This window comes from Streptococcus macacae NCTC 11558 (assembly GCF_000187995.2).
In the GTDB taxonomy this organism is placed as follows: domain Bacteria; phylum Bacillota; class Bacilli; order Lactobacillales; family Streptococcaceae; genus Streptococcus; species Streptococcus macacae.
Map to the genome: position 1 here is coordinate 443,368 of NZ_AEUW02000001.1, position 13,772 is coordinate 457,139.

The 13,772-nt window shown below is 38.2% G+C and carries 14 protein-coding genes; 13 read left to right on the forward strand and 1 reads right to left on the reverse strand.

The features are described from left to right. Positions 1–33 precede the first annotated feature (33 nt). The 10 genes from uvrB to STRMA_RS02280 all read left to right on the forward strand — a co-directional run bounded on the left by uvrB (position 34) and on the right by STRMA_RS02280 (position 9,562). Entirely contained in the window at positions 34–2,025 is a 1,992-nt protein-coding gene (uvrB, locus tag STRMA_RS02235; RefSeq protein WP_003082370.1) for an excinuclease ABC subunit UvrB, read from the forward strand. Between the two features lie 53 nt (positions 2,026–2,078). Beyond that, positions 2,079–2,543: an 8-oxo-dGTP diphosphatase gene (locus STRMA_RS02240; RefSeq protein WP_003080578.1), complete on the forward strand. Its 465-nt coding sequence runs from the start codon at positions 2,079–2,081 to the stop codon at positions 2,541–2,543. A gap of 108 nt (positions 2,544–2,651) precedes the next feature. After that, positions 2,652–3,464, forward strand: a complete 813-nt coding sequence (locus STRMA_RS02245) for a transporter substrate-binding domain-containing protein (RefSeq protein ID WP_003078746.1) — start codon at positions 2,652–2,654, stop codon at positions 3,462–3,464. A 172-nt stretch (positions 3,465–3,636) separates the two neighbouring features. Then, complete coding sequence (locus STRMA_RS02250) at positions 3,637–4,755, forward strand: aminotransferase (protein ID WP_003081141.1); 1,119 nt, start codon at positions 3,637–3,639, stop codon at positions 4,753–4,755. 44 nt (positions 4,756–4,799) lie between these two features. Continuing rightward, complete coding sequence (locus STRMA_RS02255; RefSeq protein ID WP_003079282.1) at positions 4,800–5,615, forward strand: transporter substrate-binding domain-containing protein; 816 nt, start codon at positions 4,800–4,802, stop codon at positions 5,613–5,615. A 209-nt stretch (positions 5,616–5,824) separates the two neighbouring features. Beyond that, positions 5,825–6,001 (forward strand): 30S ribosomal protein S21, encoded by a 177-nt coding sequence (rpsU, locus tag STRMA_RS02260; protein WP_000048058.1) that lies wholly within the window; start codon positions 5,825–5,827, stop codon positions 5,999–6,001. Between the two features lie 267 nt (positions 6,002–6,268). Beyond that, complete coding sequence (locus tag STRMA_RS02265) at positions 6,269–7,813, forward strand: T7SS effector LXG polymorphic toxin (protein ID WP_003079685.1); 1,545 nt, start codon at positions 6,269–6,271, stop codon at positions 7,811–7,813. Further along, the gene (locus tag STRMA_RS02270; protein WP_003081966.1) at positions 7,807–8,478 is read left to right on the forward strand and encodes a hypothetical protein; all 672 of its coding nucleotides are present in this window, start codon (positions 7,807–7,809) and stop codon (positions 8,476–8,478) included. Before STRMA_RS02265 ends, STRMA_RS02270 begins: the two co-directional genes overlap by 7 nt. Before the next feature lie 104 nt (positions 8,479–8,582). Then, a complete protein-coding gene (locus STRMA_RS02275; protein ID WP_003080012.1) occupies positions 8,583–9,239 on the forward strand; it encodes a hypothetical protein in 657 nt (218 codons plus the stop codon). Between the two features lie 2 nt (positions 9,240–9,241). Continuing rightward, positions 9,242–9,562 (forward strand): DUF4176 domain-containing protein, encoded by a 321-nt coding sequence (locus tag STRMA_RS02280; protein WP_003079997.1) that lies wholly within the window; start codon positions 9,242–9,244, stop codon positions 9,560–9,562. Positions 9,563–9,858: 296 nt separating this feature from the next. Here the strand turns inward: STRMA_RS02280 and mscL are convergent, their stop codons facing one another. Next, on the reverse strand, positions 9,859–10,242 hold the full coding sequence (gene mscL, locus STRMA_RS02285; RefSeq protein ID WP_003080713.1) for a large conductance mechanosensitive channel protein MscL: 384 nt from the start codon (positions 10,240–10,242) through the stop codon (positions 9,859–9,861). 226 nt (positions 10,243–10,468) lie between these two features. Between mscL and dnaG the strand changes: the two genes are divergently transcribed. From dnaG to STRMA_RS02300, 3 genes are read left to right on the forward strand one after another with little or no spacing between them, the layout of a single operon-like run. After that, positions 10,469–12,250, forward strand: a complete 1,782-nt coding sequence (dnaG, locus tag STRMA_RS02290; RefSeq protein ID WP_003080631.1) for a DNA primase — start codon at positions 10,469–10,471, stop codon at positions 12,248–12,250. 9 nt (positions 12,251–12,259) lie between these two features. Further along, on the forward strand, positions 12,260–13,372 hold the full coding sequence (rpoD, locus tag STRMA_RS02295; protein ID WP_003078860.1) for an RNA polymerase sigma factor RpoD: 1,113 nt from the start codon (positions 12,260–12,262) through the stop codon (positions 13,370–13,372). A gap of 12 nt (positions 13,373–13,384) precedes the next feature. Next, positions 13,385–13,720 (forward strand): metal-sulfur cluster assembly factor, encoded by a 336-nt coding sequence (locus tag STRMA_RS02300; protein ID WP_003081262.1) that lies wholly within the window; start codon positions 13,385–13,387, stop codon positions 13,718–13,720. Positions 13,721–13,772: the final 52 nt, after the last annotated feature.

Here is a 13,772-nt window from a genome sequence, read left to right on the forward strand (position 1 = left end):
AGAAGTATGTTAAAATAAGAGGGAGGTAACGATATGATTGATAAAAAAAGTGATAATAAATTTAAATTAGTTTCGAAATTTCAGCCTTCAGGTGATCAGCCGCAAGCAATTGAAAATTTAGTGGATAATATTGAAGGCGGCGAAAAAGCTCAGATACTAATGGGAGCAACAGGAACTGGAAAAACTTATACCATGAGTCAGGTCATTCAGCAAGTCAATAAGCCAACCTTGGTTATAGCTCATAATAAGACCTTAGCAGGCCAGCTTTATGGTGAATTTAAGGAATTTTTTCCTGATAATGCGGTAGAGTACTTTGTATCTTACTACGATTATTACCAGCCGGAAGCCTATGTCCCCTCTAGTGATACCTATATCGAAAAGGATAGTTCTGTTAATGATGAAATAGATAAGCTGAGGCATTCAGCAACGTCAGCTCTTTTAGAACGCAATGATGTTATTGTCGTAGCTTCTGTTTCTTGTATCTATGGTTTGGGTTCTCCAAAAGAATATGCCAATAGCGTTGTCAGTTTGCGTCCTGGTCAGGAAATTTCCCGAGATAAACTGCTTAATGACCTAGTAGGTATTCAATTTGAGCGCAATGATATTGATTTTCAGCGGGGACGTTTTCGTGTGCGCGGGGATGTTGTGGAAATTTTCCCAGCTTCCCGTGATGAACATGCTTTTCGTATAGAGTTTTTTGGTGATGAAATTGATCGTATTCGTGAGATTGAAGCATTGACTGGAAAGAATTTAGGGGAAGTAGAACATTTGGCTGTTTTTCCAGCAACTCACTTTATGACAAATGATGAACATATGGAATTAGCAATTGCTAAAATTCAGGCAGAGCTTGAAGAGCAGTTAAACTTGTTTGAATCTGAAGGTAAACTGTTAGAAGCACAACGCCTTAAGCAAAGAACGGATTATGATATCGAAATGCTGCGTGAAATGGGCTATACTAATGGTGTTGAAAATTATTCCCGACATATGGACGGAAGAACAGAAGGAGAGCCGCCTTATACACTGCTTGATTTTTTCCCAGAAGATTTTCTGATTATGGTGGATGAAAGCCATATGACTATGGGACAGATTAAAGGTATGTATAACGGCGATCGCTCGCGAAAAGAAATGCTAGTGAATTACGGTTTTCGTCTGCCTTCTGCTTTAGATAACCGCCCCTTGCGCCGTGAGGAATTTGAAAGCCATGTGCATCAAATTGTTTATGTATCTGCAACACCTGGAGATTATGAGATGGAGCAGACAGATACTGTTATTGAGCAGATTATCCGGCCGACAGGCCTTCTTGACCCAGAAGTAGAGGTCCGTCCAACCATGGGGCAGATGGATGACTTGCTGGAGGAAATAACCAAACGTACGCAAAAGAGCGAACGTACTTTTATCACCACTTTAACTAAAAAGATGGCAGAAGATCTGACAGACTATCTTAAAGAGATGGGAGTTAAAGTCAAATATATGCATTCTGATATCAAAACATTAGAACGTACGGAAATTATCCGTGATTTACGTTTAGGTGTCTTTGATGTTCTGATTGGAATCAACCTCTTGCGCGAGGGTATTGATGTGCCGGAAGTTAGTTTGATTGCTATCTTGGATGCCGATAAAGAAGGTTTTCTTCGCAATGAACGCGGTCTTATCCAAACGATCGGCCGCGCAGCGCGCAATAGTGAAGGACATGTGATTATGTATGCTGATACAGTCACTCATTCTATGCAAAGAGCTATTGATGAAACCCATCGCCGCCGTCAAATTCAAATGGCTTACAATAAAGAACATGGCATTGTTCCGCAAACAATTAAGAAAGAAATCCGCGACCTCATTGCTATTAGCAGAGCAAGCGATACAGATGTTACTGAAAAAGCAATTGATTATGAAGCAATGACAAAAGCAGAACGTCAAAAAGCTATTAAGAAATTACAAAATCAGATGCAAGAAGCAGCAGAATTGCTTGATTTTGAGTTAGCAGCTCAAATTCGGGATATGGTGCTGGAATTGAAAGCGATGGATTAGCTTTGATTTATCCATTACTTAAGAATAAAGGGAATTAAAGGAGAAAAAGAAGCATGCCTCGTAGTCAGGAAGTAATTTTAACCAATATGTGTATGATTGAAGACGGTGAGGGAAATATTGTTGTTCAAATCCGCGATCCTAAAAGATATACTTGGTCAGGTGTCGCTTTGCCTGGAGGTCATATTGAAGAGCATGAGTCCTTGCATGAATCCGTTGTCCGTGAAATTTGGGAAGAGACGGGCTTAGTTATTAAGGAGCCTAGATTGGTAGGGATGAAACATTGGCACACTGAAGACGATATCCGCTATCTTGTATTTTTATATAAAACGAATCACTTTGAAGGGACAGTTCGTTCAACAGAGGAAGGAGAGGTGTCTTGGGTTAAAAAGGCAGATTTACCGAAGATGGACTTAGCATATGACCTTCTAAATCTGATTCGTGTCTTTGATGACGAAAATCTTTCAGAACTTTTTTATAGTGAACGTCTAGCAGATGGCTTTGTTCGAGAATTTTGGTAAATTCAGTTGAAACCAATTGAATTTTTATAAAAAAATACTTGACAAATGCATAATTATAAAATATAATTTATAATATCTTATCGCTATTAAAAAGAATTGAGGTTAATTATGAAATTACTAAAGAAAGTTTTGTTAGGAACAGGCGCTCTTATCGCTTTAACAGCCCTTACTGCTTGTGGCAGCTCTCAAAAAGATACACTGAAGGAGATTAAAAATAAGGGAAAAATTGTTGTCGCCATGAATCCGGAATTTGCTCCTTTTGAATTTAAGACTTTGCAAAAAGGAAAAGATACTATTGTTGGTTCTGATGTTGAACTGGCAAAAGCTATTGCTAAGGAAATTGGGGTCAAAGTTGAATTTTCTTCAATGTCTTTTAATAATGTCTTATCAAGCGTTCAGTCAGGTAAAGCAGATGTAGGTATTTCAGGTATTTCTGCTACTAAGGAACGCCAAAAAGCTTATGATTTTTCAGAAACCTATTATGAATCTGTTAATGTTGTTATTGTTAAAAAGTCTGAACTGAATAAATATAAAAAGACGAATTCTTTCAAAGGCTTATCTGTAGCTACACAAAAAGGTTCCATCCAAGAAACGGTTGCTAAGGAACAGCTTACAGGCGCTAAGAATGTTTCTCTTGTTCAAAATGGTGAGATGATTAATGAACTAAAATCAGGACAAGTTGATGGTGTTGTTTTAGAAAAGCCTATTGCAGAAGGCTATGTTGCTAAAAATGATGATCTTGCTATTGCTGAAGTCAAACTGAAATCAGGATCATCTGATGCCTATGCCGTAGCTATGCCAAAAGGCAGCACAAAACTGAAAGCTAAGATTAATAAGGTTATTAAGAAACTTAAAAAGACAGATCAGATCAATAAATATGTCAAAGAGGCCTATAAGTTATCGGTATCTCATAAAAAATAGGAAGAAGTCAAGTTTTAAACTGCATCCTTCAAGTTGGACAAAATAGCCAATTTGGATGCAGTTTATTTTTGTTTTCTTTCCTTTTTACCGCTCAAGGGACTGTGTTTTAATATTGACAAGTCAAGCCTTATTCAGTATCATCAATATAGGTTAGAAAATCAAAGGAGTCAGTATGAAATTACCACGTTTTGGAGTGGAAGAGTGGCTAAATGTACATGAAAAAAGTGCCAGTCATGATATCGCTGGTGTAACAATATCTTCTTTAAGCTTGGCGGAACTTTTTGAGCTAACGCAACAAGATATCAATCTTTTTTACCAAGAACTGGCTCTAAAGAAAATGGATTATGGCTGGATAGAAGGCTCTCCAGAGTTCAAAAAAGAAGTTTGCCAACTTTATGAAACAGTCACAACTGAGCAAGTTTTGCAGACTAACGGAGCGACAGGTGCTAATATGCTTGTGCTTTATGCACTTATTGAACCCAAAGATCATGTTATTTCCATGTTTCCAACTTATCAGCAGCTCTATGATATTCCCAAATCTTTAGGAGCGCAAGTTACTTTGTGGCCTGTTAAGGAAGAAAATAAGTGGCTGCCAGATTTAGATGAGCTGCGTCAGTTAATTCGTCCTAATACTAAGATGATCTGTATCAATAATGCCAATAATCCAACAGGTGCTATTATGGATGAAACTTATTTAAAGGAATTAGTTTCCATTGCTGAGTCCTGCGGAGCTTATATTTTAGCTGATGAAGTCTATAAATCCTTCTCCTTGCAGCAAAATGTCCCAGCTATTGTAGATCTTTATGAAAGAGGGATCTCTGTAGATAGTCTTTCCAAAACCTATTCTTTACCAGGTATTCGAGTTGGCTGGGTGGCTGCTAGTAAAGCTATTTCGGATATTTTAAGAGACTATCGTGATTATACAATGATCTGTGCTGGTGTTTTAGATGACATGCTGGCTGCTTTTGCTTTGAAGCATCGTTTAGCGATTATTAAAAGGAACCAAAAGATAGTTACGAAAAATTTCCAGATTTTAAAGAACTGGTTAGCTAAAGAAACAAGAGCTCAGGCAGTGTTGCCGAATCATGTCTCAATGGCCTTTGTTAAACTTGATGTTCCGCTTGCTATTGAGGCATTTTGTAAGCAGCTTTTAGCAGATTATGGTGTTTTGCTTGTTCCTGGAAATCGCTTTGGGATTGAAGGCCATGTCCGTCTAGGATATTGCGGCGATCAAGATATGCTTAGAGAAGCCTTAAATAGACTTTCCCAGTGTTTACATCAATATGATTGATTTCCCTTTTATATTGCTGCTGTAAAAAATTAGAAAAGAGAAAAATGAAAATGAAAAAAATTGGTCTGTTGCTGCTTAGCTTTTTAGCTGCAATCTTATTAGTAGCTTGTACTTCTTCAAATTCCAATAATCTGGAGAATAACATTAAAAATAAGAAAAAACTGGTTGTAGCTGTTAGTCCTGATTATGCACCTTTTGAATTTAAAGCTTTAATGAAGGGCAAGGATACCATTGTGGGTGCTGATATTAAATTAGCAAAAGAGATCGCAGATGAGTTGGGAGTAAAGTTAGAACTATCATCAATGAGTTTTGACAATGTGCTGTCTAGTTTGAAAACAGGGAAAGCCGACATTGCTATTTCTGGACTTTCTTATACAAAGGAGCGAGCTAAAGCATATGATTTTTCTACTCCTTACTACAAGACCGAAAATGCTATTCTTGTTAAAAAATCTGATCTTAACAAATACACCTCCCTATCTTCATTTAATAAAGCTAAAGTTGCTGTCCAAAAAGGAACTATTGAAGAAAAGCTGACAAAAGATCAATTATCACAGTCGAATGTGACGGCTTTGACAGCCATGGGAGAAGCAGTAAATGAACTGAAATCAGGCCAGGTCGATGCTATTGATCTGGAAAAGCCGGTAGCAGAAGGGTATCTGACACAAAATAAGGAGCTAGCTATTGCTAAAGTCGCCTTAAAGACAGGTGAAGGAGACTCCAAAGCGGTAGCATTGCCAAAAAATAGTGGTAAACTTGTGAAAACCGTCAATAAGGTTATTAAAAAACTGAAAAAAGAAGGAAAATATAAACAATATATCAGCGAGTCTGCTCAATTAACAGATAAGCAGGTAAAGGATTAATACTATTTAAATTAATACTAGCTATTAGCAGAAAAAATTTGGAATTTTCTATTGGTTCATAGGATCATAGCCAGCTTTCACTGTTTTATGAGTCACAATAATGAAAATAGAAGGAAAATACGAGAAAATGTCTTGACATCTACGCCAGATTTTGTGTATAATGTCTGGGAACGTATTATGTTACAATGAAATTGAGGGGAGTGAGATACATGTCAAAAACTGTAGTGCGTAAAAATGAATCACTTGATGATGCTCTTCGTCGTTTCAAACGTTCTGTAACGAAAGCTGGTACTCTTCAAGAATCACGCAAACGTGAATTCTACGAAAAACCTTCTGTAAAACGCAAACGTAAATCAGAAGCAGCTCGCAAACGCAAAAAATTCTAAAAGTGATCTAATAAAACTAAGAGAAGGCAAGTGCCTTTTTTTAGTTTATAACAAAGTGGATTTTGGTCAACTGGAGTGGGTTGACATGACCTAACATCAAGAGAGGACAAGATTTGTCCTCTCTATTTTGATGTTCAAGGCAGTGCAGATCTTTAGTCTTAATATTTTTCTTGCTGTTAGTTTGGTATTGGCCAGTGTGTTCCTAATAAGCTTAAGATTATGATATAATAAAAACGATCATTTTAAGAACAAGAAAGGGAAATAATTATGGTCAAGATGGTTTTAGGGAGTTCAGACGCCCAAGCCAGTTCCGTAGGAACGCTTGCTGATAATTATAAGGCTGGTTTTGAACAGCTGGTCAAATCCATAGACCAGCTGGCTAATGAAGACAGGCTGTCTGGTTCGGCCTACAGCAATATCAAGAACTATGGCAGCAGTGTGGTCAAACCTTTAGCCCAAGCCTTTGTCCTTCTGGCAGAGGCGGCTAAGGCCGATATCAAGAAGCTGCCGGATGAGTACCGCGCCAGTGTCGGCAATGAGGATTTGGATGAAGAGACTTTAACAGCTCAGATCCATGCCTTGAACTCTACGCTTGCTACCAACCGCGCGACTAAAACGGCTATGAAACGCATTGACAGCGCTGCGGATACGCAGTCTTTCGATCAGGCGATTAGTGCTGATGAGGGGACTAAGCGGGATTTGGAAGAGAAGCTGCGCAAGCTCCGGGAGTACAATGCTAAATCTTCTGGTTTTTTCAGCGATATTGCAGGCTTAGAGAGTGCGGTCAATACGGGGCTTTCTCAGCTGCAAAGCGGGATCTCAGGTTTTAATGGGACTTTCACCCTGCCCAGTAAGAAGGAGTTGGCCTGGACCAAGACGATTAAGTCCCAGTGGGAACAGCGGGAGGCTTATTTGGCAGCTGCTGCCAAGGTTAATAAGGGTGATAAACTCACTGACAAGGATGCCAAGGCGATTAAAGCTTATCAGAAAAATCATCCAGGTTTAAATATTGATAAGTCTGTGATTAAGGCGGCTGATAAGAAAATGGGTGACGTCAAAGATTTTGCCAAACAACTTTCTAAAGAAATTGGAATCAGTTATGAAGAAGCCTATAACTTTATCGTAAATGGTGTTCTTTCAGACGAAAATAAGCAAAAAATGAAACTACTAAAGAATAGCGTTAAGTATGCAAAAGGTGGTTTGTATATTAAATCTTCTTATAGGTATTGGCTGAAACATAAAGGTGAGTGGACAGATGAGATGTTTAAAGCTAGAACATTTTCAAAGGGAGGCGCTCAAATTGAGGATGTCAAATATGCTGGAAAATATTTAAAGAAAAGCAAAAAACTCAAAACGATCACTTCCAAGCTCACATCTTATGAACATGGTCGTCTAAACAGAGATCTAAAGATGATGAAAGAAAACCAGGTTGCTGGAAGACTCGGAAAAATCGGTAAAGCGGCAGGTAAAGCCCTAAAAGTTGCTGGATGGTTAGGTACTGCTATTGATGCTAAGGTTTCAGCTGAAGGTTATAAGAAAAAAGGTTACAGTAATGAGCAGACGGCAGCACTAGCTACCCGTAAGGTAGCGGTTGACATGACAGCCTCTGCTGTTGGAAGCAATGTCGGTCGTGTAGCAGGTGCATGGGTCGGGCAAATGATTATTCCAATTCCGGGAGTAGGAGCAGCTATTGGTTCAGTCGCAGGAAGCATTCTTGGAGGAATAATTGGAAGTAAAGTTGGCGATGCAGTTAATGCCCAAATGGATAAAGGAGTAAAACCTAAAAAATCAGGATGGAGTTGGCCATGGTGATGATATTAAGAACACTATTGTTTCCCATTGATAATGGGATGGGAAAAGGATTAAGTGGAGATGGCTATTCTGCTGAGTACGATGTCTGGACGGGCAAGGTAACTTGGCGAAAAGCTACAAAGGAAACGATTGAAAAGCAAAAATCACTGACATCAATTTTGATGATCATTTCCGCTTCCTTATCCCCTTTTGTAGTAGCGGGACTCTTGCTGCTCGTGAGACAGTTAAATCTTTTGGGTAGTGCGTGGTCAGGTAAGATTGATAAATATGCGCCGATTATTCTTGGAGTTATTCTATTTCTAGCTTTTGAAGCTTTAATGCTGGCTATAAGGGTGCGTGATCCTTTGGCTGATGCGGCACCCCCTATCGAAAGGCAACATGAGTACTTTAAGGAGATGTTTGATTTCGCAATAAGAAAGAATATTGGCGGAGATAGAATTCCTCCTTACGTAGGCACGTATTTATCTGTTTTAGTAGCTCTGCTTGCTATTCCACTTAGTTACTATTTTTACCTGCATTCAACTTCATCTGGGGATTATCTTGAGATGTTATCTGTAACAAGTGTTTTGGTTTCTTTGTTTCCCAGCTTTCTGTGGAATGGTGTTTTAAAACACATTATTTATCTCAAACTCATTCGTAAAACGAAAGGACAAGCCAATGAGTAAACTGGATAATATTTTATGAATCAGTAGGCCAGTTGGATTAGTAGTAAAGTTAATGAAAACTTGGATATAGATAGAAAACCTAAAAAATCAGGATGGACTTGGCCATGGTAATGATATTAAGAACATTGTTGTTTCCCATTGATAATGGGATAGGAGAAGGATTAAGCGGAGATGGCTATTCTGCCGAGTATGATTTATGGACTGGCAAAGTGACTTGGCGACAAGCGACAAAGAAAACAATTGATAAACAACAGGCTCTTACTTTTAAGCTGTTAGCCGTTTCCTCTGTTTTGTCTCCGCTTACGGTAGCAGGACTTTTAATGTTGAGTCGTAGTTTTCCTATTTTTAATACTGATTTATCTGATAAACTCGATCGGTATGCTCCGATTATTCTAGGAATTGTTTTATTTCTAGCTTTTGAAGCTTTGATGCTTGCCATAAGGGTTCGTGACCCAATTGCACAGGTAGAACCCAGTTTGGAGAGACAACATGAGTATTTTAAGAAGATGTTTGACTTTGCCATAAGGAAGAATATTGGAGGTAAAATTCCTTATTTAACAGCCTATTTATCTACTACTCTTGCCTTAATCTGTATACCGCTTAGTTATTATTTTTACTTGCATCCGACTTCATCTGGAGATTATCTGGCTGCGTTATTTGCAACAAGTTTTTTTGTTTCTCTGTTTCCAAACTTAATATGGAACCTTATTATTAAACACATTATTTACCTTAAACTCATTCGCAAAACGAAAGGACAATAATTATGAATAAACCAGAACATATTTTACCGATTGGTACGGTCGTACTGACTGAAACAGGAGAAGTGCCTTTGATGATTATCAGCCGTGCCTCTCTTTATGATGATAATGGAGAAATCGGCTATTTTGACTATGCTGCGGTCCCTTACCCAGAGGGTATGGGAAATGACAATGAATACCTTTTCTTTAATCATGAGGATATCGCTGATGTCATTTATTTTGGCTATATCAATTCGCATGAACAAATTTTCGCTGAGCAGTATGATGAACTGGTGAAAGAATCAGGTTATAAAAAATTAACTTTAGATCCTAGTCAAATTAAATAGCAGTATCAAAAGCTATAAATCAGCTGTTAATAAAAGGCTCAGAAGTTATTTGATGCTTTTGCTAAAGGAGTTAAGCTTCAAAAGTGCTTTTATGATGAAAAGGCAGGTAAAGAAATCGTTATAATTTTTGTTGGCTATGGCTTACTAAAAATTAAAAGTCTAGTGGTCAAAATGGTATTAAGAAGCTCTAATGCCCAAGCCAGTTCCGTGGCTGCTCTAGCCAGTAACTACAGCATGGAGTTTAGAAGACATAAGAAAAAGGTTGGATTTTCTGCCAACCTCTTTTCTTATATTTATTAATTTTGTTTTTTAAGAAGATCTTTAATTTCTGTAAGCAATTCAACTTCTGTAGGACCAGCTTCAGTCTCGGCTTCAGCTTCTGGCTTTTTGCCAAATGACATTGCTTTGTTCGCAGCTTTAACAACGAAAAAGAGCGTTGTGCCGACGATAAGAAAATTAATGACGGCGCTTAGAAAGCTGCCATAAGCTATACCATTCCAGGAAAGGTCAGCGATGTTTTTAACTTGAGCAGCTTTCAGAAGTGGATTGAGGAAAAGAGGGGTTATCACATCAGAAACTAATGAAGTAATGATAGCATTGAAGGCAGCCCCCATAACTACGGCTACAGCTAAATCAAGGACATTTCCCTTAAACAAAAATTCTTTCAGTTCTTTAATCATGACAAGATGATATTTCCTTTCTTTTTTATCAGTTTTTAATTATACCTTAAGACTGTAGGGTTGACAATAGATATGCTCACTTAGACTTAAATTTTAATAAAAGTGTCATATCAGGTTAAAAGGTTTGAGAATATTGGCAGCTCCGCCCTAGTCTTTTGTTTTACAAAAGTGCTCTCAAGTGGTATAATTTTAATGCTAAAATGCATTTTTAGGCGGAGGTGATAACTTGGCTATTGACAAAGAAGCAATCAATGAAATCAAAAGCAAGATCAACATTGTAGATGTGATCGGAGAAGTTGTCAGCCTTTCACGAGCAGGACGTAACTATTTAGGCTTATGTCCTTTTCATAAAGAAAAAACGCCATCTTTTAATGTTATTGAAGATAGGCAGTTTTTTCATTGCTTTGGTTGCGGTAAGTCTGGAGATGTTTTTAAATTTCTGGAAGAGTATCGCAATATCAGCTTTTTAGAAAGTGTCCAGCTCTTAGCAGAACGCTCAGGAGTTTCAATAGCAATTTCCGATCAGCAGAGTCAAACCAAGAAACAAGAACACCCTCATCAGGGATTGTTTAATATTAACGAGGATGCCTGTAAATTTTATCAAGCTGTCTTAAAAACGACGAAAGTCGGAGAAGCAGCTCGCCGCTATCTTTATCAGCGCGGTCTGACAGATGAACTGATTGACTATTTTAAGATTGGTTTGGCTCCGGATAAACATGATTATCTTTACCGTGCTATGCTGAAAAAGTATAGTGAGCAGGCGATGATGGATTCTGGACTTTTTAATTTATCAGAAAGAAATGCTGTTTATGATGCTTTCAGAAATAGGATTATGTTTCCCTTAGCAGATGAATATGGACATGTTCTTGGTTTTTCAGGCCGGATCTGGGCAAAAAAAGACCTTCAGAATAAAGCAGCAAAATATAAGAATACACGATCTACGGTTATTTTTAATAAATCTTATGAACTCTACCATTTAGATAAAGCAAAAGCAACTGCTAGAAAGACACATGAGCTTTATCTGATGGAAGGTTTTATGGATGTTATTGCGGCTTATCGCTCAGGCGTGACAAATGCTGTGGCTTCTATGGGAACTTCTTTAACCGCAGAGCATGTTGAACATCTAAAAAAACATGCCCGAAAAGTGGTATTAACCTATGATGGAGACAGTGCTGGGCAAAATGCCATAGCTAAATCATTGGAGCTCTTGCATGATTTAGCTGTAGAAATTGTTAGAATTCCTGGACAGATGGATCCAGATGAATTTGCTAAGGAAAATTCAGAAGAAGAACTGGCTAAACTCTTACAGCAGTCACGAATTAGCAGTGTCGAATTTTGGATTGATTATCTCAAACCAGAAAATAGTGATAACTTACAGGCAGAAATTGATTATGTAGAAAAAATAGCCAAAATTATTGCAGCTTCTCCGTCAATAACAGCTCAAAATACTTATGCCAATATCGTAGCAGACTTACTGCCTGATTTTGATTATCAGCAGGTTGAGCAGGCTGTGAATGCGGAACGGTTACAGGTACGTTCTCAAATCAGCCAGCAGTCTCAGGCTAATCAAACTGTTATTAGGGAAATGCCTGTGGCTAAACAACTAACAGCTCTGATAAAAGCAGAAAGTCAGCTTTTTCACCGCTTACTTCATCATGATTATCTTTTAAATGAATTTCGAAACCGTGAAGATTTTGAATTTGAGACAAAAGATATTCAAGAACTTTATCAAATTTTAAAAACGAATGGCGAGATCAATCCATATGATTTATCTCAGCTCCCGTCTCATTTGCAGGCAGCCTATTATCGTATTTTAGAGGAAAATCTGCCTGAGGAAATAGCAGATGGTGAATTGCAGCAGATTGAACTTTGGCGAGAAAAGTATCTAAAAAAGCAAGAGATGCAAAAACAAAACAAACTTATTCGTGAGAACAGCAGTCACGGAGATATAGAGGCAGCTGTCAAAGGTTTAGAAGAGCTTATCGCTCAGAAAAGAAATATGGAATAAGAGGAAAACATGGCAACTAATAAAAAAATACCAACTACTTTTAATGTTCAAGTCGCAGATTTTATTCGAAATCATAAAAAAGAAGGAATAGCTGTTGATGATGAAATCACTGATAAATTAGTCATTCCCTTTGAGCTGGAAGCTGAGCAAATTGATGATTTGCTTGAGCGTTTGACAGACGGCGGTATTTCTATTACTGACCAAGAAGGTAACCCTTCTACAAAATATGTTGTTGAAGAAATTAAACCCGAAGAATTAACGGATGAAGAACTTTTAGGCAATAATTCTGCTAAAGTCAATGATCCTGTTCGGATGTATTTAAAAGAAATCGGTGTTGTCCCTCTTTTAAGCAATGAAGAAGAAAAAGAACTTGCCATTGCTGTAGAAAACGGAGATTTAGAAGCTAAACAGCGTTTAGCTGAAGCTAATCTGCGCCTGGTCGTATCGATTGCTAAGCGTTATGTCGGCCGCGGTATGCAATTTCTTGATCTGATTCAGGAAGGGAATATGGGCTTGATGAAAGCCGTGGATAAATTTGACTATTCTAAAGGGTTTAAGTTTTCTACTTATGCGACTTGGTGGATTCGCCAAGCTATTACACGAGCAATAGCCGATCAAGCACGGACTATCCGCATTCCTGTCCATATGGTGGAGACGATCAATAAATTAGTTCGTGAACAGCGCAATCTTTTGCAGGAATTAGGGCAGGATCCTACACCAGAGCAGATTGCAGAACGTATGGACATGACACCTGATAAGGTACGTGAAATTTTAAAAATTGCTCAGGAGCCTGTTTCTTTAGAAACTCCCATTGGAGAAGAAGATGACAGTCATCTAGGGGATTTTATTGAAGATGAAGTTATCGAAAATCCTATTGATTACACAACTCGTGTTGTTCTTCGTGAGCAGTTAGACGAAGTTTTAGATACACTTACAGACCGCGAAGAAAATGTCCTTCGGTTACGTTTTGGATTAGATGACGGAAAGATGCGTACACTGGAAGATGTTGGCAAGGTCTTTAATGTTACGCGGGAGCGGATCCGTCAGATTGAAGCAAAAGCACTTCGTAAATTAAGACACCCGAGCCGCAGTAAGCAGCTGCGCGACTTTGTTGAAGATTAAGAGGTAAGGATAATGGCAGATACAAACTATACTCCAGAGGAAGTAACCAAAATTAAAGATAGAATTCTTGAGGCTCTTGAAATGGTTATTGATCCAGAATTGGGCATTGATATTGTTAATCTAGGCTTAATCTATGATATTCGTTTCAAAGATTCTGGACAGACAGAGATTGATATGACTCTGACAACTATGGGCTGTCCTTTGGCTGATTTGATTACTGATCAAATCCATGATGCTTTGAAGGATGTGCCAGAAGTTTTGGATATTGACGTTAAATTAGTTTGGTCTCCGGCTTGGTCAATTGAGAAGATGAGCCGCTATGCTAGAATAGCATTAGGGATTCGTTAGCGAAGTATAAAAAAAGCAAATCGCCTAACTGCTGTGTTCATTAGCAGTTGTT